This is a genomic window from Nocardioides sp. AN3 (genome assembly GCF_054653495.1).
Genome location: NZ_BAAIGC010000003.1, coordinates 301,459 through 317,606 on the forward strand (window position 1 = coordinate 301,459; position 16,148 = coordinate 317,606).

22 protein-coding genes and 2 pseudogenes are annotated in these 16,148 nt (G+C 67.3%); 5 read left to right on the forward strand and 19 right to left on the reverse strand.

The genetic code is table 11. The annotated features are described in order from the left end of the window. Positions 1–34: 34 nt before the first annotated feature. From ACYQ1K_RS05885 to ACYQ1K_RS05905, 5 genes are all read right to left on the reverse strand, one after another. Complete coding sequence (locus ACYQ1K_RS05885) at positions 35–445, reverse strand: PIN domain-containing protein (protein WP_459981881.1); 411 nt, start codon at positions 443–445, stop codon at positions 35–37. Further along, positions 430–714: a type II toxin-antitoxin system Phd/YefM family antitoxin gene (locus tag ACYQ1K_RS05890; protein ID WP_459981882.1), complete on the reverse strand. Its 285-nt coding sequence runs from the start codon at positions 712–714 to the stop codon at positions 430–432. Before ACYQ1K_RS05890 ends, ACYQ1K_RS05885 begins: the two co-directional genes overlap by 16 nt. 72 nt (positions 715–786) lie before the next feature. Beyond that, complete coding sequence (locus ACYQ1K_RS05895) at positions 787–2,118, reverse strand: DUF2786 domain-containing protein (protein ID WP_459981883.1); 1,332 nt, start codon at positions 2,116–2,118, stop codon at positions 787–789. A gap of 118 nt (positions 2,119–2,236) precedes the next feature. Further along, complete coding sequence (locus tag ACYQ1K_RS05900) at positions 2,237–2,941, reverse strand: UPF0158 family protein (RefSeq protein WP_459981884.1); 705 nt, start codon at positions 2,939–2,941, stop codon at positions 2,237–2,239. Positions 2,942–3,009: 68 nt separating this feature from the next. Beyond that, complete coding sequence (locus ACYQ1K_RS05905; RefSeq protein WP_459981885.1) at positions 3,010–3,228, reverse strand: hypothetical protein; 219 nt, start codon at positions 3,226–3,228, stop codon at positions 3,010–3,012. Between the two features lie 69 nt (positions 3,229–3,297). On the opposite strand from ACYQ1K_RS05905, the gene ACYQ1K_RS05910 reads away from it, so the two are divergent. From ACYQ1K_RS05910 to ACYQ1K_RS05920, 3 genes are all read left to right on the forward strand, one after another. Then, positions 3,298–3,543: a hypothetical protein gene (locus ACYQ1K_RS05910; RefSeq protein ID WP_459981886.1), complete on the forward strand. Its 246-nt coding sequence runs from the start codon at positions 3,298–3,300 to the stop codon at positions 3,541–3,543. Positions 3,544–3,663: 120 nt separating this feature from the next. Further along, a complete protein-coding gene (locus tag ACYQ1K_RS05915) occupies positions 3,664–4,035 on the forward strand; it encodes an ATP-binding protein (protein WP_459981887.1) in 372 nt (123 codons plus the stop codon). 235 nt (positions 4,036–4,270) lie between these two features. After that, complete coding sequence (locus ACYQ1K_RS05920; RefSeq protein ID WP_459981888.1) at positions 4,271–4,513, forward strand: GNAT family N-acetyltransferase; 243 nt, start codon at positions 4,271–4,273, stop codon at positions 4,511–4,513. Positions 4,514–4,532: 19 nt separating this feature from the next. Here the strand turns inward: ACYQ1K_RS05920 and ACYQ1K_RS05925 are convergent, their stop codons facing one another. Together ACYQ1K_RS05925 and ACYQ1K_RS05930 are read right to left on the reverse strand one after the other, a co-directional pair. After that, entirely contained in the window at positions 4,533–4,937 is a 405-nt protein-coding gene (locus tag ACYQ1K_RS05925) for an ATP-binding protein (protein ID WP_459981889.1), read from the reverse strand. A gap of 261 nt (positions 4,938–5,198) precedes the next feature. Further along, a complete protein-coding gene (locus tag ACYQ1K_RS05930) occupies positions 5,199–6,074 on the reverse strand; it encodes a fatty acid desaturase family protein (RefSeq protein ID WP_459981890.1) in 876 nt (291 codons plus the stop codon). Between the two features lie 252 nt (positions 6,075–6,326). On the opposite strand from ACYQ1K_RS05930, the gene ACYQ1K_RS05935 reads away from it, so the two are divergent. Further along, on the forward strand, positions 6,327–7,052 hold the full coding sequence (locus ACYQ1K_RS05935; protein WP_459981891.1) for a GAF domain-containing protein: 726 nt from the start codon (positions 6,327–6,329) through the stop codon (positions 7,050–7,052). Positions 7,053–7,097: 45 nt separating this feature from the next. Continuing rightward, positions 7,098–7,820 (forward strand): GAF and ANTAR domain-containing protein, encoded by a 723-nt coding sequence (locus ACYQ1K_RS05940; RefSeq protein ID WP_459981892.1) that lies wholly within the window; start codon positions 7,098–7,100, stop codon positions 7,818–7,820. Between the two features lie 64 nt (positions 7,821–7,884). On the opposite strand, the gene ACYQ1K_RS05945 is transcribed toward ACYQ1K_RS05940, so the two are convergent. The 12 genes and pseudogenes from ACYQ1K_RS05945 to ACYQ1K_RS06000 form a co-directional block, all read right to left on the reverse strand. Then, positions 7,885–8,400, reverse strand: a complete 516-nt coding sequence (locus ACYQ1K_RS05945; protein ID WP_459981912.1) for a DUF5994 family protein — start codon at positions 8,398–8,400, stop codon at positions 7,885–7,887. A gap of 147 nt (positions 8,401–8,547) precedes the next feature. Further along, positions 8,548–8,700 (reverse strand): annotated as a pseudogene (locus tag ACYQ1K_RS05950) (hypothetical protein); the annotation flags it as partial. Between the two features lie 30 nt (positions 8,701–8,730). Further along, positions 8,731–9,039: pseudogene (locus ACYQ1K_RS05955) on the reverse strand (IS1380 family transposase); the annotation flags it as partial. 161 nt (positions 9,040–9,200) lie between these two features. Beyond that, positions 9,201–9,527: a plasmid mobilization protein gene (locus ACYQ1K_RS05960; protein WP_459981893.1), complete on the reverse strand. Its 327-nt coding sequence runs from the start codon at positions 9,525–9,527 to the stop codon at positions 9,201–9,203. 2 nt (positions 9,528–9,529) lie between these two features. Next, positions 9,530–9,760 carry a hypothetical protein gene (locus tag ACYQ1K_RS05965; protein WP_459981894.1) on the reverse strand — a complete coding sequence of 77 codons (231 nt, stop codon included), beginning with the start codon at positions 9,758–9,760 and terminating at the stop codon, positions 9,530–9,532. Positions 9,761–9,806: 46 nt separating this feature from the next. Beyond that, positions 9,807–10,100, reverse strand: coding sequence for a tyrosine-type recombinase/integrase (locus ACYQ1K_RS05970; protein WP_459981895.1), 294 nt, complete (start codon positions 10,098–10,100; stop codon positions 9,807–9,809). After that, positions 10,006–10,767, reverse strand: a complete 762-nt coding sequence (locus ACYQ1K_RS05975; RefSeq protein WP_459981896.1) for a hypothetical protein — start codon at positions 10,765–10,767, stop codon at positions 10,006–10,008. The genes ACYQ1K_RS05970 and ACYQ1K_RS05975 overlap by 95 nt, the downstream gene beginning before the upstream one ends. A gap of 768 nt (positions 10,768–11,535) precedes the next feature. Continuing rightward, entirely contained in the window at positions 11,536–12,429 is an 894-nt protein-coding gene (locus ACYQ1K_RS05980; protein WP_459981897.1) for an alpha/beta fold hydrolase, read from the reverse strand. A 43-nt stretch (positions 12,430–12,472) separates the two neighbouring features. Next, entirely contained in the window at positions 12,473–13,021 is a 549-nt protein-coding gene (locus tag ACYQ1K_RS05985) for an aromatic-ring-hydroxylating dioxygenase subunit beta (protein ID WP_459981898.1), read from the reverse strand. A 12-nt stretch (positions 13,022–13,033) separates the two neighbouring features. After that, a complete protein-coding gene (locus ACYQ1K_RS05990) occupies positions 13,034–14,287 on the reverse strand; it encodes an aromatic ring-hydroxylating oxygenase subunit alpha (RefSeq protein WP_459981899.1) in 1,254 nt (417 codons plus the stop codon). A 139-nt stretch (positions 14,288–14,426) separates the two neighbouring features. After that, positions 14,427–15,314: a VOC family protein gene (locus ACYQ1K_RS05995; protein WP_459981900.1), complete on the reverse strand. Its 888-nt coding sequence runs from the start codon at positions 15,312–15,314 to the stop codon at positions 14,427–14,429. Positions 15,315–15,426: 112 nt separating this feature from the next. Next, a partial coding sequence (locus ACYQ1K_RS06000; protein WP_459981901.1) for an IclR family transcriptional regulator occupies positions 15,427–16,148 on the reverse strand: 722 nt, incomplete at its 5' end.

Genomic DNA, 16,148 nt, shown 5'->3' on the forward strand with positions numbered 1-16,148 from the left:
AGATCCGACGCCCGGATGGCGGGTCCTGCAGCCGCTAAGTGATGGGGATGACCCTGACGATCCCCTCAAGACCGCGGAAGTCCTCCGCGTTGCGGGTGAGGACGGCGGCACTCACGCTGCGGGCTGTAGCAGCGATCATGAGGTCCCCCATCCGAGGGCGTGGGTTGCGGCCCAACGCCCGAACGGTCGCTGCGACCGCGCCGTACCAGTGCGCGGCCGCAGCGTTATACGGAACCGGGTCGTAGGTCGCCAGCAGGTCTCGATAGCGCTGTTCCCGCTCGGCACTCTTGATCGGATCCGCCACGTGCAACCCGAACGCGAGTTCTCCGACAGTCACTGCTGTGACGCCAACAGACACGGCGTAGGCGTCAAGGTCATCGGGCATGTCAATGACCACAGAGGTGTCAAGGAGACCGAGCGGCGCCGGCTTCACCCGCGCTCCCACGGGTCGCTCGGTGCCTGGTCCACCGCATCCGTCAGATCGCGGATGTCAGCGGCCCATTCGTCGGCCGCCTCGGCAGACAGGGCAGCCCAGTGTGGGCGGTCGTTCGCCGGCCGGAACCTAGGAGGAGCGGCGTCCGGCTCGTGGGGGATGAGGTCGACGACAGGCACGCCATCAGCGACTACGGTGATGTGCTCGCCGCTCAGCACGCGCGCGATGATCTGGCCGTAGTGGTTCCGCAGGTCACGCGCCGGAATCGTTGTGGCACCCATAGATCAAGCGTAGCCGCAGCCGCTACGATCGCGCTACGTCCCTTCCAGGTGCCCAAGTGGTCGACGCGGCGGTCAGCCGGTGAGCTGGCCGGCGTCGAGCCTCGCCGCGTCGGCGGCCTGGCGGCCATGCGCCCGGCCGAGATAGTCATGGCCACCACGGATGACGCTCGAGGTGAGACTGTCGCCGTACCGATCCTGAAGGAACTCCTCGACGGCATCCTCGCGGGATCGCAGCACCGGAAGTGCCGCCGCCGCCCGCTGCGGATCCAACACTGACTCGTTCACCGACGCCAGGCGCTCGGCGATCCGGCCGGCATACGCAAGCAGGAACGAGGAGCGGAACGACGCACTGCGGGCACGCCGGCCGGCTTGCCCTCGTCCGGCGTCCACCATTGCCTTCTGCGCCTGGATGAGCAACGACGTGAAGAGCATCTCGACCACCGCGAGGTCGCTGCCGTGCCCCAGGACGCTGCTCATGTGATAGCGGGCGAGCTGCACCGAGCGGCAGCGGTTGGCGGTGGCGACGACTGCCAGCAGCAGCCCCTTCGCGTCGGCATACGGCGCATCGAGCGGGACGCGGATCATCCGCGGCACGTCACCGCGGTCCTCGTGGTGGAGGAGCGCCTCGTCGATCGCATGCCGCGTCATCAGCTCCTGCGCCTTCGCTGTGAATGTCGCCGCTTCCTCCTCGAAGTCCGTGGCCTCCGCCTTGGCCAGCAGCTTGCGGATCCGCTCGAGCATCGGGTGGTGGCCGGCGCTGCGAGCGGGAAGTCCGACCGTCACCGTCGACGACCGTGCCCCCGGAGGTGGGATGAGGATGTCCAGCGGGGGCAGCTCCCCACTGAGGCGACCCAGCGTGACGACCATCTCATAGGCGTCCGTGCGGCTGAGCCCTTCCCGGTCACGCCATCGGCTCAACCACGCATCGCGCGTGGAGTGCTCGCGGCCGCCCAGGGCTGCCACTTGCTCGGCCCAACGCGGGTCAAGACCCTGACCCGAGCGCCCCGCGTGATCAGCATGGATCACGAGATCGGCGAGTCCTGCGACGCGGGCGTCAGACACGATCCGAACCTGTCGTCTCACCTCCGCCGGCTGCCATCCACGGGACCAGAGGCGACCCACGAGCGCGACCAACAGCTCCTGCGCCCGCGTCTCGACCAGGTCCGCGGGGAAGGTCATCAGGTCGCGCAGGATCGCGGGGACCTCGTGCACATCCCCGTCGAGCTGCGCGAACGCCGACACCCAGCAGTCGTCGATGAACGCGTCATCGCGCGCCGCACCAAAGGCATCGCCGTACGACGACGGGCGACCGGACCCGGTGCGCTCTCCGCGACTGCGCGGTGTGCCGTGCTGCGTCTTCTGACGCGACTTCGCTGCGCGACGTGCCTTGTTGTTCGTCCCCATGAGTGACCCCCGTCCTCGGTCTGTCCCGACCTCGACGATTCGACCAGACGGCACCGACAACATCGTGAAGCCCACACCGAAGAGCGCGGGCCGCGTCGAGGATCGCTGGCGCCGTGGACTACCTGGGCACTGGCGTGTAGCCCTCGGCGGCGAGCCAGGATCGGGCCCGACCGCGCTGGCGGTCGTTGGAGAAGGCGTACCAACGCGCCAACAGGTCGGGAAGCTCGGCGAGGGTGTCCTTGAACCGACGGAAAGCGCCTCGTCCCTCGATGGCCCGGCTCAGCCGGTCCACGAGCCGGGTGTCCTCGACGTCGCCGATGAAGACGACCATGTCGCGGAAGCCCGCGCGGGATCCCTCACACTCCACCCACAGCCAGCGGTCGGGGTCGTCGTCGTCCTCGTCGATCTCGTCGATGTCCCTGGCGTTCTCGAGGGCGGACTCGGGCCAGACCTCCCCTGTGGTCAGGTCGATCCGTCCGCCGCCGTAGACCGGGTCGCCTTCCAGGATGGAGGAGAGCTCCTCCAAGTCGACGGGGAGCGGCCGCAGCAGCGGCGTCGGTGCCGTCCCCAGGGCGGCGCCGAGCGCCTCGACCAGCTCACGGTCGCCTTCCCACTCCCGCACGTCAAGCGCGTCGATGCAGGTGGCAGCCAGCTGGCGTGCGCCGTCGACGTGAGCACGGACCGCAGCGCACAGGCCGTCGCCGATCAGCTGCAGCGAGTCCTCGGGCCATGGACCCGTAGACAGCATGGCCACGAGACCGCGACCGTCGCCGGTGTAGACCAGCGAGCGCAGCCGGGTCACCGGATCATCCGACACACCCATGCCCTGATCCTGGCACGAGTCGAACCCGCGTGAGCACCACCGTGGACGCGGACCCTCTCGTGGACCGCCTACAGCTTGGTCATCTTGGAGAACGGGCTCGTCAGTCGGACCGTCTGGGAGCGGAAGTCGACGATCACCGCGCTCGCCTCCTGCTGCACGACGTGACCCACCCCATAGGCGTCATGGCACACGAGATCACCCAGCGCATATTGCTCGACGATCGGCTCCGGATCGGGCCGGAAGGGGCTGCTGGCAAGGTGTCGCCGAGGACGGGCTGAGGATGTCATTCCCTCAAGTATCACACGGATCCGTCTTGATGTGCCCGCCAGCGGCGACCCGATGGCAGCCGCGTCACCATGACGAACCTGGTCGTGGTGTCGGCGCGCTGCCGCTACCGTCGTCCGATGGCGAACTTCACGGTCTTTCTCATCGGAGCTGAGCGCTACGAGTTCGGCGGGACTGCGACCTATGACCTGCTGGATACCGGCGCGGTGCAAGTCATCGATCCGGACAACGACCGGCAGCTCCACTTCGGACCGGCCGCGTGGAGCCGCATCGAGGAGAGCGGTGGCGACTACCGCATCGAGCGCAGCGCTTGGTGACCGCCACGGGCCGGGGCGTGCGCCTAGGCCGGGGCGTGGCGCCGAGCTGGTGTGGTTACCTGTGCGGGAGGACTGTGCGCCAAGCGTTGCGGCGGCACCGGCTGCGAAGGTGAGGGCGCGTTGGAGCTGCGGCGGTGGGACTGGGTGCTCGCCGGGGATCAGGCTTCGGTCCGCGCCGCTCGGGTCCTCGTCGCACAGTCGTTGCCCGACGTCTCGCGGACCTCCTTGGAGATCGTCGTCCTGCTGACCAGCGAACTGGTCACCAATGCCGTCCACCACGGGACCGGGCCGGTGCAGCTGCGCCTGTCCCGGGACGATCAGGGGGTCCGGGTGGAGGTGGCCGACGAGTCGTCGGAGCGCCCGGTCCTGCGGCCGATCGATCACGATGCACACCACGGGCGTGGTCTGCTCCTGGTGGACGCACTCGCCAGTGGGTGGGGCGTGGACTCGGACAAGACGGGCAAGACGGTCTGGTTCCGGCTCGCCTGGTGAACCGTCAGACTCGGCGGACTCCGCTTCGACACGCGTCAGACCGGCGTCCTCTCGCCTCCCTCGTCGGCCTCGGTGCAGAGATGCCCATCAGCGGCGACGACGTCGCTCCCCGCCCGGCTGGACGGTCGTCGCCGGAGGCGCAGGCGTCCAGCTGGTCGAGACGACCGCCGTCAACGCCCGGCACGACACGGAGGTCGAGCTGCTCGACCGCGATGACCCGGCCGTCGTCGCAGAGATGCTCGCCCTGGTCGAGCGCAACAAGCCTGGTCAGTTCCTGCCCGGCACCCCGCAGATGGGCACCTACCTCGGGATCCGCCACGAAGGCCGGCTGGTCGCGATGGCAGGTGAGCGCCTCCATCCCCCCGGGTGGACCGAGATCAGCGCCGTCTGCACCGACGCGGACTTCCGGGGCCGCGGCTTGGCCGGTCGCCTCGGGCATCGCTGGGGCCCTCGTCGCCATTGCGGCCAAGGTCTCTAGGCACCTACATCGATGAGTGTCATGCCGACGTCCGTTCCCGCGTGTCGAACAAGGCCCACACCGTCTCTGAGCCCTCGGCCCTGGCGACCCCCCAGTCGCGGCAGAGGGTGTTGACGATTCCCAGCCCGCGCCCACCGGCTGGCAACACTTGGGTCGGGCCACGGCTCGCTACCCAGTCCGAGTCGTCTCTCACCGTGAGGCGGACGGTGTGGTCCTCGCGTGAAAGCGTCACGACGAAAGGGGTGTGCCCGTGCACCAACGCATTGGTTGCCAGTTCGCTGACCACGAGTCGCACCGGGTCGACGAGGTAGAGCAGCCGATGGTCGACGAGGTGATGGCTGACAAAGGCCCTGGCCTGCGACGCGCTGATCGGGGTGTCCTCGAGGGTGATTCCGTGTGACCAGCTCGATACCGCATCCACCATGACAACTCCAAAGTTCGATGAGCTCGTTGGCCGGACACCGCAAGGTCAGGACGAGTTGTCGAGGCGTGAGGTCGACACTATGCCTGCACGATGGTCAAAGGAAGCGGCCTCTGACCGGTCACCCGGAGCCGTCACGTCGGGCGCCTGGAGGGCCAGCGCAGATGCGGGCACGCTGACTCCGCGACACATGTGGCCGCTCTCCCACATCACAACGGTGCCACGGTGGGGCCCTCGACCCTGCGGGACCGGGGTGGATGCGCGTCACTCTCGGGGGCGACACCGACGGAGCGGGGCGCCCACCTGGTGCAGGTGTCGGAGTGCCAGCCCGTACGACTCGTGGAGGGTCGCTTCGGCGTACGAGATTCCTCGGGCCCGGCAGTGGCGCTGGATGATGGGTTGGGCCCGTCTCAGGTTGGGACGCGGCATGCTCGGGAACAGGTGGTGCTCGATCTGAAGGTTGAGGCCGCCGAGTGCGAGATCGACGAGTTGTCCTCCTCGGATGTTGCGCGAGGACAACACCTGGCGCAGCAGCGGATCTGCGGCCTGCTGCGGCGTCAAGGCCGGCATCCCCTTGTGCGACGGAGCGAACGAGCAGCCCAGGTAGACACCGAACAGGGCCTGGTGGATGCTGAGGAACACCAGCGCCTGGGCCCAAGTCAGAGTGCCAATCAGGAGCGTGAGGTACCCGGCTAGGTGGCCGAGCAGCAGCAGGCCCTCGGCTCCGCGGTAGCGGAGTCCGGGCCTGAGGACCGCACGCACGCTCGAGACGCGCAGGTTGAGGGCCTCCAGCGTCAGCATCGGGAAGAACAGGCCGGCCTGATGCCGCGTCAGCCAGGCGGCAGCCCCTCTGCGTGCGCTGGCCTGGTCGGAGTCGAACACGAACGCACCGACAGCGACATCGGGATCGGCCTCCAGATCGTTCGGATGGGCGTGGTGGGCGTTGTGCTTGGCCACCCACCAGCCGTAGCTGAGACCGTTGAGCAGGTTCCCGTGGATCAGGCAGAGCACGGCGATAACCCGGCCATCGTGGGCGATCTGGCGATGGGCGGCGTCGTGAGAGAAGAACGCGACCTGGGTCGAGACGACCGCGAAACACGGAGCCAGCAGGATCGCCCACCACGAGTCGCGGAGCAACACCAGACCGACCACGACCAGGGCCAGTCCGGCGAGGTTGAGGGTTCCCAGGAGGACGTAGTACCAAGGTCTAGGGTGAAGGAGTCCTCGACTCCGGACTTCCCGAACCAGTTCGCTGTAGTCACTCTGGAGGGGCTGATGCGCTGACCCTGAGGTGGTGGACATGAGAACCCCGGCTGTTCGCAGATGGCGCCGCCGGGGTCCGAGGTGGCCTCGATTCGAGGCTACTCCCCCGACCCTGAGGTGGGTGGAAGCGTGAAGACCACGGCCCAGATCCTCGCGGCGATCGACGCCGACGCCGAGGCCGGGTCGGGGCGGTCGCTGCCGGAGTTGCTGTGCGGCGACTGCACCACGGTCCTCGGCCTGAGCGGGTCCGTGATGGCGCTCATGAACGACGCTGGCCACCAGGGGGTGGTCGGAGCATCGGGCAGGGTCGCGGCCCAGTTGGAGGACCTCCAGTTCGAACTGGGCGAGGGGCCGAGCGTGGATGCGTCTCGGTTCGCGCGCCCCGTCCTCCATTCCGACCTGGTGACGGCCGGCGAGATGTCGGCATGGCCGGGGTTCGGACCGGTGGCGGTGGGCGCGGGAGTGCGGGCGGTGTTCGCGTTTCCACTCCAGGTGGGCGGTGTGCGTCTGGGCACGCTCTGCCTGTACCGCTCGACCGCTGGTCATCTGGGTCGCGAGGAGATGGCGAGCGCCTTGGCCTACGCCGATGCCGCCGTGGTGGTGCTTCTGCGTCTGCAGGCCGGGAGGCAGCCGGGATCAGTGCTCCATCCCGACCTGGGCGAACCGTTGGAATACCGCGCCGAGGTCCACCAGGCGACGGGGTTTCTCTCGGTTCAGGCGTCGGTCGGTCTCGCGGACGCCCTGCTGCTACTTCGGGCCCATGCGTTCGCCGGCGAGCGTTCCCTCCTGGAAGTCGCGCGCGACGTGCTGGCGGGGCGTATTCGCATTCCTCCGGAAGAAGACGAAGATGATTGACACACCCGCCCGCGACATTCGTCAGACCAGTAAGAGGCCACTCTCATGAGCGCTGAACAGCGGTTGACCGAGGTGTTCGTCGAGCTAGCCGACACGCTCGTCGACGAGTTCGACGCACTGGACTTCCTGTCCACACTGACCGAGCGAAGTGTCGAGCTTCTCCATGCGGACGCGGCGGGGGTGATCCTCAGTGATCTGCGCGGCAGCCTGCACGTGGTCGCCTCGACGAGCGACCACGCCCAGGTTCTCGAGCTCTTCGAGCTCCAGAACGACGAAGGGCCGTGCCTTGACTGCTTCAACAGCGGTCGCGCGGTCGTCAACGTGGCCATTGCCGAAGCCCGCTCCCGCTGGCCACGGTTCACCGCCGCCGCGTCTGAGGTGGGCTACTCGTCCGCGCACGCGATCCCCCTGCGCCTGCGGGACTCCGTGGTCGGGGCCATGAACCTGTTCTGCGTGAGCGCTTCTCGCCTCAGCGAAGAAGATGTCGCGCTCGGCCAGGCGTTGGCCGACATCGCCACGATCGGGCTACTGCAGGAGCGTGCCGTTCGCCAGTCCGGGCTGATCGCCGAGCAGCTTCAGACCGCACTCAACAGTCGCATCCTGGTCGAGCAGGCCAAGGGCGTCCTGTTGGCAAGCGCCGGCGTCGACGTGGACCAGGCCTTCCAGTTGATGCGTGACTACAGCCGCCGCAACAACCAGCCGGTCAAGACCGTTGCCCAAAGCGTGATCAATCGGGTGCTGACCGTCGACCAACTCCGCCGCCCTTGACTCACCGCATCAGGCGGGAGGGGCCACCAGAGGTGGATCCCGCCCGTCGGTGACGAATGCCGCCTCATGCGGGATGGCCCGCATGGTCGTCCCAGACGGCGGACCCGATGTGGCTCTGGTCCGGTCCGGACAACCCGAGGAGCGTGCTGGGCGACTCGGTGTTGCGATCGTCAGCCGCCTCCTGCATGACCCTCGATGCGAGGCCGGGCTCGGTATCGCTGGGCACGACCAACAATCGGAGTCGTTGCCCCGAAGACATCTTCACGATCATCACGTGGGTGTCGTCGCTCGGGAAGGAGCCCACCTTGACGACGCCGCGCGCGGCATGGATCCGGCGCATGCTCGGGGCGCCGCTGACCGCGTCCCAGTCGGGTCGGGAGAACAGCATCCGCTCGATCCGGCCGATCAGATCGGGAAAGTGATCCACGAGGTCTGCGGCCTCGACTTGAAGATCACGGGACTGCGGCCACCAGGCCCCATCCAGCGGACCCGACTGGAAGCTGTTGTCGAGACGGAGTCGCAGCGCAACGCGCTCGCCCAGCGGCTGCGATGAATTGGAAACTGTCGGTGACGTCGTCATGACGTCCACCTTCCGATCTGCCCTCGCGGACTCGACGAGTCCGGCCCGGCAGGTGATTGACTCCAACCTACCCTGCTGTCCTAACGCACTCCCAGGTACGGCGCCACCTGATCCGAATGGGGTTACGCAAGAGCAGCGTCGTGCGCCAAGGCTGTGCCCCATCAGGACGACGTCGGCGGCTTCCGTGCGCGCGATCAAGTCGGCGAGGATTGCGCCGGTCTTGTTGGCTCTTTCTCTTGCTCGGAACCAAGGGTTCTTCACGAGGTCTACTGCGATGAGACCGCCACCGATCGGGCTCACCTTGGTCGCGCCCTGCTTGCTGGCACCCTACGCGTCGAGCTGGCGGACGTGGCCGAAGGTGAACTTCCGCAGGAACGACCCGAGTGTCGAGGGTGCGTAGGCGCGGGCGAAGAGCCGGCCCATGCCGCCGTGCCGCAGGAGCGCCATGTCGTCGATCGAGTCCGCGCCGGCGACCATACCGGCCACCAGCGAGGCCACCTTCAATCCTGCGTTCGCGCCCTTGTCGGTCGGCACCGTGAGGTGCTCATCGGCTCGGACCCGCAGGCCAGCTGCCTCGGCCAGCGCGAGCACCGGGAGCAGGCCGCTGGACGACACGAGGTTGGGATCGTCGAACGAGATCGAGGTCCGCCCGAGAGTATGAGAGAGTCACATCTTGAAGATGCCCTCCTGAGTGGGTGGTTTGGTTCTGTCGCAAGTCCCAGACTCCCAGCACAGAAGGGCATCTTCGCGTTACGGCACGCTCACCCGACCTCGTTCATCGGTGGATCGAGGCTGTGAGATCAGGCCACGCCACGCGCCACGAGAGCAGCGACGTCGTGCGCCCGCTGTTCCAGATCCCGCGCGAGCTCGCTCAGGGTTGCCCGGTCGACGGGATTGCTGGCCTCGAGCGCCGCGGCACGGATATAGGAGGTGACCTTGACTCCAGCCTTGTCCGCGGAAGCCCGCAGCGCGGCGATCTCCTCCTGGGAGAAGCGCACCGAGATGGTGACGTTGCGGCGCACCGTGATGGGGACCTCCTCACCGAGGTCGAAGTCCGAAACGTCCTGCGTCTGGTTGTAGTAGTCCGCGAGCTCGGCCTCGGTCATACCGGCCGTCGGATCCGCCATCCTCATACCTCCCATCCCGTGATCGGCCGCACGCCGTCGGGCACGACCTGCACGATGAGGACCACCCGCTTCCCGCCGTCGGTCACCGACTCGATCCTCCCTCGATCTGGATAGCTGGGATGCTGGCGCATCCGGCTCGCATTCACGATCGCCTGCTCGATCTCGGCCTGCGTCAGTCGACGCGTCGCGTGGTCGAGGTTCGCCTCGTCCCACTCGATGTGGTCGAAGATCATCGCCGCACCATCAGTGTGTTGCACTGGGCAAGCAAAAGCAACACGGTTACGCGCCGGTCTTCGGCCGGATCGTGCCGCCGGTCAGGCCGAGATCGATGATCGAGGAGATCAGCTCGTCGCCCGCGGGGAGCAGGTGGCCGTAGGTGTCGATGGTGGTGGTGATCGACTCGTGGCCGAGACGGGCCTGGATGTTCGGCAGCGGCACGCCGCCCGCGACCAGCCAGGCGACATGCGTATGGCGCAGGTCATGGAATCGGAAGGGCGCGATGCCCTCGGCCGCCAACTCCTTCATGAGCCCGCGCCAGACCTGGGCGTAGAAGTCGCCGTTGTGAAGGGGCATCCCGCTCGCCGAGGTGAAGACGAAGTCGTCCGGGGGCCCGACCCGCGACCCGCTCCTCCAGGATCTGCAGCAGGGCGGGAGAGACCCCGATCGTGCGGCGCGACTTCGTCGTCTTCGGCGTGCCGAGATGGTGGTCGCGCATCGTGTGCTTCGCCTTCAACTGCCTGGCCAGCCAGCCCGGGATCTCGGTGGAGTCGTCCTCGCCGTTGCGCTTCCACGCCTTGTTGACCCGCACCGTGCCACGCTCCAGGTCGACGTCGGAGACCCACAGCGCGCTCACCTCACCGAACCGCAGCCCGGTCCCGAGTGTCACCGAGATCAGGTCGCCGTGACTGCCGGCCAGCGCGACCGCGCGGGCCGCCTCCTTCTCGGTCAGGAACCGCAGCTCAGGACGCGACGCCTTGACCCGCGACAGCTTCGGTGCTGTCCCGACCGCTGGGTTCGCCGTCAAGTAGCCACGTTTCACGGCGTAGGCGAACACGCCGTGCATCAGGCCGTGGTAGGTCGCCTTGGTCTTCAGCGACCGGTCCCACTCGATCAGCCACGCCTTCAGGTCCGCGTCGTGGATCGCCGTCACCGGACGGGTGAAGATCAGCTCGCCCGAGAGGTGCCCGAGGTAGCGCGCGCTTGCGCTGCCCCGGCGAGAGATCGACGATCTGGCGGACATACTCCTCGCCGATGTCGACGAACCGCGGCGGCGCCGTCATCGGATCGGCGCCCTTCGGACGCACGAATCCCTCGCCCTTGACCCAGCCCTCGGGCCAACGCTGTCCCGCCGCGTCGACCATCTTCTTGAAGCCCTCGGCGCGGGCCAGGTTCTGGGCATCCGTCCCAGCGCCGAACGTCTCGATCTGCTTGGCGCCGTCCCGGGCACCGCCCAGCCGCCAGAGCACCCTCGCGGAGACGCCGCCGTCATCACGCTTGCGCTGCTCTATCCATGCCATGACCAGGACCTCCGAGTGTCGCTGGTGCCCACCTGGTGCCCACCTGAGGTAAACACCGTACGCCCGAAATGAGAGAAACCCCAGGTCACCCTGGGGTTTCTCAACGTGCGCGAGGGGGGAGTTGAACCGGAAGATTTCACCGCTCTGACCTGCGGAAATGTGGCGCTGAGCGTGAATTCTGGCGTCCGTTGCCTCCGGATAGCTCCCGTTTGCCCGGGGGTGTGCACCCTGGGGGTGCACCAGCCGTTGTTGACTTGTTCAGCCCCTAACTGAGCTTCAAGCTGTGACCAGACTCTAGTGCACCACGAGCCGTTGACCGCTCCGAAGGCGCTAGCCGTAGCCGCCTGCCGATTCCTCCGCGCGCCCGCATCCTGGTCCCACGGGCACCTCGTGATCACGCCTCGACATGGCACAATCGGACGTGAAGACACCTCTTTCCGCCTACCGGAACGTGTCCGGCGGGCTACACGTTGCTGACCAGCTCCACGACTTCATCGAGAGCGAGGCGCTGAGTGTTCGGTGGCACGGTCCGCGTTGCGGCGGAGCGCTGCGATGATCTGGGGGCGGGCCTCGGCGGCGACGCCGTGGCCCATTCCGTCCACGACCTCCAGCCAGGCACCGGGAACGGCGTCGGCGATGGCCCGCCCTCCGCTGATGTCGACCAGACGATCGTCGTTGCCGTGAATGGCGACCGTGGGGACCCGGAGCCGCCGCAGGTGGTCGGTCCGATCCGGCGCTGCGACGACGGCGGCCTGCTGACGAAGCCGGCCCAGCGGGTCGTGCGCGCGCTCGAAGGCGGCGACCGCCCGGGCTCGAGCGGCGTCTTCGTCGAAGGGGAAGCCGCGACCTGCGAGTGCGCGCGATCGCTCGACCGCCGCCTCGATGACGTCCGCGCGTGCCCTGGGGGCCGGGCGCCGCATCAGCTCGAGGACCGCCGGGTCGGCCTGGCCGACCGAACGATCGCCGGTCGTCGACATGATCGCGCACAGCGACAGCACCCGGTCCGGCCAATGGATCGCCATGAGCTGCGCGACCATGCCCCCCATCGATGCGCCGAGCACGTGAGCGCGCTCGACTCCGAGCGCGTCGAGGAGGCCCATCGCGTCGGCGGCCATGTCGTCGAGCCGGTAGGGCAGCGAGCTCAGGTCGCCGCGACGGATAGCCGCGACGTCGGGAGTCCCGGCGAAGTGCTGGGACATCCCGACGTCCCGGTTGTCGAACCGGACCACGCAGAAGCCGGCGTCGACGAGCTCGTCGCAGAACTCCATGTCCCAGCCGTCGAGCTGCGTGCCGATGCCCATGACGAGGAGAAGCACTGGATCGGCGGGGTCGCCGTACCTCGCACAGCGGATGGTGATGCCGTTCGCGGTGACCGTCCGTGTCACATCCGGCCTCAGGTCCTTGCGCTGGAGTGCCACCCGTTCCCTCTCAGAAGAAGTTGCTGAGGTTCTGCGACAGCAAGATCGTCTGATCCAGGAAGATGTGTCGTCGCGCGACGCGGAAGCCCGCGTCCGTACGACGAAGCACGTCCTCGCGCCGTCCGATCCACTCGTCGATCTCCGACTTCAGGCGGGTCCGGTAGAGGTGGAAGCACGTCTCCACCGTCAACTCCTCGCCCGAGTCCTCGACGATGCGCACGTTGGTGACCAGGTGACGGGTCCGCGACGGCGGGTCCTCCGCCCATGCGGTTCCGGTGCCGAGCTTCTGGACGCGTCCCACCAGAGTGGCCTTGTCGTCGTCGAAGAAGGCCATCTCACCGGGCTTGGTGAACTCGCGCGACAGATTGCGCCGCGGCACCGTCCGGCGGATGGGCATGAAGTAGGTCGCGTCGTCGGTGAACAGCTCGACCCACTCCTCGAACCGCTGATGATCGAGCAGTGCCGCCTCGTGGGTGTAGAACTTCTCGACCTCGTACTGCAGGTACATCGCCGCGAGCTTCTCGGGGGCGATCGCCGTCTCCAGATGCATGGTTCCCATGACCTCTTCGCCTCAGATGCAATCGCCGGGAGTGGTGGCCGTCCGCAGCTCGTCCCAGCTCGTCCCCTTGACCCATTCGAGCCAGGAGAGATAGGTCCACAGCTGCGCGTGCTCGTTGACAGGAGCCTCGATGCGGGCGAGGCCGTCCTCGTGCACGATCTTTCCTCGCCCCAGTCCCATCTTGAGGAGCTGAGGGATCTCGCGACTCGAGCCGCCCAGGGTCTGCAACGTGCTCTGCGACCAGTTCTCGCCGTCCTCCTGCTCGAGGAAGCCGGCCGGGCCGAACGTGTGGATCTGACGCTCGAGCTGGGCGCGCTGCTCCTCGGGCGACTCGTTGCGATGCTTGAAGCTGAACCACCATACCTCCGTGACGCCCACGCTCCGCGGCACCCGGAGACTCAGCTGAGAATCCAGCGTGAACCACGCGCTGGGAAATAGATGCGGATGCCCGGCGAACCGCGCCCCAACCGGGCCGAGCGCTTTATACGCCCCGGGTTCCTCGCGCCAAGTTACGATCTTGTGCATTTCCGCCGGGAGATTTTTCTTCATCGAATCGACGCTCGGACCCGAGATTGCGTGACCGAACTCTCCAATCGCGACCAGCGTCTCCAGATCACTCGGCAGGCGCTGGACGCCGAGCGCCCGACCTTCATCGGTCTTCGCTCCACCCGAATCGGAGACGTCGGTGCTGGGGATCATTCCGACTGCCTGTGCCGAGATATGAGTGATTTGAGGATGGTAGAAATCAAAGGAGTTGTCTGCCGCGAACTTCCAGTTACAGTTTAGCGTGAACTTCTGAACCCCAGAATGGGCTTCAACGGCACCCTTCTCAGCAATGAGGTCGATGGCGACGCGCCCAGTCCGTCCGAGGAACTCCTCCAGCGGCGGCGCCTCGGCATCCATGGTGGCGAAGACGAAGCCCTTGTAGGTGTCGAGCTGGGCCACCTTGCGCAGCGGATACTTCGTCTTGTCGAGATCGTCGTGGTAGAAGTCGGCCATCCCCGGGACGCCGACGAGCTCGCCGTCGAGGCCGAACGTCCAGCCGTGGTAGGTGCACATGAAGTTGCGCACGTTGCCCTCTTCGGCACGGCAGACCGCATTGCCACGGTGCGTGCACGTGTTGAGCATGGCCTTGATGCCACCGTCGCGCTGCCGCACGACGAGGACGTTGTCCTTGCCCATCGGCGCCTCGAAGAAGTCACCCTTCTTCGGGATCTGCGTCTCGTGGCACAAGAAGAGCCAGGCCCGACCGAAGATGTTCTTCATCTCCAGGTCGAAGATCTCTTCATCGCTGAAGATCCTGCGGTCCAACTCGCCGGTCTCGACGTTGACGAGGGACTCGAGGTAGTCGGCGCTTCCGGGCGTCGCGGTGGTCATGGTGTTCTCCACTCTCTGAGGAACGCGGTCAGTCGAGGTCGAAGGCGTGGCCCCAGGAGGCCGACGCGTCATAGGTCACGACCGACCAGTTGTCGTCGTCGATCAGCACGCCGTCGGTGCCGTACTCGACACCGAATCCCGAAGGCGTCTGGACGTAGAAGGACAGCATCTTGTCGTTGGTGTGGCGACCCAGTGTGGCGAGCTGGCGGATGCCCCGCTGCTGCACCTTGTCGAGTGCGCGTCCCACCACCTCGAGGTCGTCGACCTCGAGCATGAAGTGATTGATGCCGGGCTGGCCGTCGCCATGGACGGGCGCGACCGCCAGCGAGTGATGGCGCGGGTTGGTGTGAAGGAAGGTCAGCAGCATGCCGGGGACAGGCACGATGTAGTCGCTCACCTTGAACCCGAGGACACGGCGGTAGAAGTCGATGCACTCCTCGAAGTTCCGGGCGGTGACCACGACGTGCCCGAGACCGGTGTCAGCTCCGTTGGGCGCAGACGTGACGAACCGCGCACCGGTGGGCGAGATGAACGGTTCCTGCAGCACGGTCGCGCCGAAGTGGAACTCCAGCGCGTATCCCCCGGGATCGGTGCAGCGCAGCAGCCGCTGAACACCCCGGAGCGCGGCCAGTTCGGCGTCGTCCTTGTAGGCGACGCCTGCCTGGTCCAGAGCGTTCGCGACCTCGTCGAGCGCATCGGGACCTGAGACCTGCCAGCCGATGTAGTCGATCTCGTCGTCGCCGGCGCGGAGCGTCACCCGGTGGGCGCGCTCGTCGGCACGCAGGACGAGCGCCTCCTCGCCGTCGAGTTCCTGCCGCGAAGCCGACATCCCCAGGATCTCGGTCGCGAAGGTCTCCCACTCGTCGAGGCTCTTCACCCGGAGTCCCAGATAGCCGAGCGCTTGGATTGTGGTCATGCGTCACCCGCTCCTTCTTTGCTGCATCGCGTGGTTCTCTGATCTTGAGAGACGGCGAGAGGTCCGACAACGAAGCCGTTCCACCTGGCCGAACCGAAGCGAGTCCGTCCCATCAGGCGACCAGCGTGCTGACGTGACCGGAGAGCTGCTCGGCGGCCCTGAGCATCAGCGTCTTGTGCCGCAGGACGGACTGACCGACCGCACCGGCCGCCAGCGAGATGGCCGCAACCGGCTTCCTCGTACGGCGATCGAGGATCGGGACGGCGATGCACGAGATGCCCAGCACCGACTCCTCGAAGTCGGTCGCGTAGCCCTCCTCGCGCACCTTGTCGAGCGCACGCCCGAGCCGGTCGGGGGTCGCGATCGTGAAGGCGGTGAAGCGGAGATAGCGCGATTGCATCGTCTCGCTGCCGTGCGAGTCGGAGAAGGCGAGCATCGACTTGCCGAGGGCGGTCGCATGCTGGGGCCGGCGCGTCCCGACGGCGGTGCCGATACGCGCTGACTCCGGACCGAACAGCTTCTCGACGTACAGGACACTGGGTCCGGCGGGCACGGCCAGGTGGATCACCTCCCTGGTCTGTGCATAGAGCTCGGCGAGCACGGGCATCGAGCGGTCCCGCAGGCCGTTCGCGCGCGCGACCGCCACCTGGTTCCCGAGCTCGAAGGCCCTCGTCGAGAGGGCGTACTTGTCCCCGGCCGCCCGCCGCACATAGCCGCTGTCGATGAGCACCGTCAGGAGGCGGTGCGCTGTCGCCTTGGGGAGATTCACGACCTGCGCGAGCTCCGTGACCCCCATGACGGCGCGGGCTCCACCGAGCGCGTCCAGAAGCGCGA

Excerpts from the sequence above, each read along its gene's own strand:
- ACYQ1K_RS05890 (WP_459981882.1), bottom strand. The coding sequence starts at position 714 with ATGGGTGCCACAACGATTCCGGCGCGTGACCTGCGGAACCACTACGGC.
- ACYQ1K_RS05895 (WP_459981883.1), bottom strand. The coding sequence starts at position 2,118 with ATGGGGACGAACAACAAGGCACGTCGCGCAGCGAAGTCGCGTCAGAAG.
- ACYQ1K_RS05900 (WP_459981884.1), bottom strand. The coding sequence starts at position 2,941 with ATGGGTGTGTCGGATGATCCGGTGACCCGGCTGCGCTCGCTGGTCTAC.
- ACYQ1K_RS05905 (WP_459981885.1), bottom strand. The coding sequence starts at position 3,228 with ATGACATCCTCAGCCCGTCCTCGGCGACACCTTGCCAGCAGCCCCTTC.
- ACYQ1K_RS05910 (WP_459981886.1), top strand. The coding sequence starts at position 3,298 with ATGACGAACCTGGTCGTGGTGTCGGCGCGCTGCCGCTACCGTCGTCCG.
- ACYQ1K_RS05920 (WP_459981888.1), top strand. The coding sequence starts at position 4,271 with ATGCTCGCCCTGGTCGAGCGCAACAAGCCTGGTCAGTTCCTGCCCGGC.
- ACYQ1K_RS05925 (WP_459981889.1), bottom strand. The coding sequence starts at position 4,937 with ATGGTGGATGCGGTATCGAGCTGGTCACACGGAATCACCCTCGAGGAC.
- ACYQ1K_RS05940 (WP_459981892.1), top strand. The coding sequence starts at position 7,098 with ATGAGCGCTGAACAGCGGTTGACCGAGGTGTTCGTCGAGCTAGCCGAC.
- ACYQ1K_RS05945 (WP_459981912.1), bottom strand. The coding sequence starts at position 8,400 with ATGACGACGTCACCGACAGTTTCCAATTCATCGCAGCCGCTGGGCGAG.
- ACYQ1K_RS05960 (WP_459981893.1), bottom strand. The coding sequence starts at position 9,527 with ATGGCGGATCCGACGGCCGGTATGACCGAGGCCGAGCTCGCGGACTAC.
- ACYQ1K_RS05965 (WP_459981894.1), bottom strand. The coding sequence starts at position 9,760 with ATGATCTTCGACCACATCGAGTGGGACGAGGCGAACCTCGACCACGCG.
- ACYQ1K_RS05970 (WP_459981895.1), bottom strand. The coding sequence starts at position 10,100 with ATGCCCCTTCACAACGGCGACTTCTACGCCCAGGTCTGGCGCGGGCTC.
- ACYQ1K_RS05975 (WP_459981896.1), bottom strand. The coding sequence starts at position 10,767 with ATGTCCGCCAGATCGTCGATCTCTCGCCGGGGCAGCGCAAGCGCGCGC.
- ACYQ1K_RS05985 (WP_459981898.1), bottom strand. The coding sequence starts at position 13,021 with ATGGGAACCATGCATCTGGAGACGGCGATCGCCCCCGAGAAGCTCGCG.
- ACYQ1K_RS05990 (WP_459981899.1), bottom strand. The coding sequence starts at position 14,287 with ATGAAGAACATCTTCGGTCGGGCCTGGCTCTTCTTGTGCCACGAGACG.
- ACYQ1K_RS05995 (WP_459981900.1), bottom strand. The coding sequence starts at position 15,314 with ATGACCACAATCCAAGCGCTCGGCTATCTGGGACTCCGGGTGAAGAGC.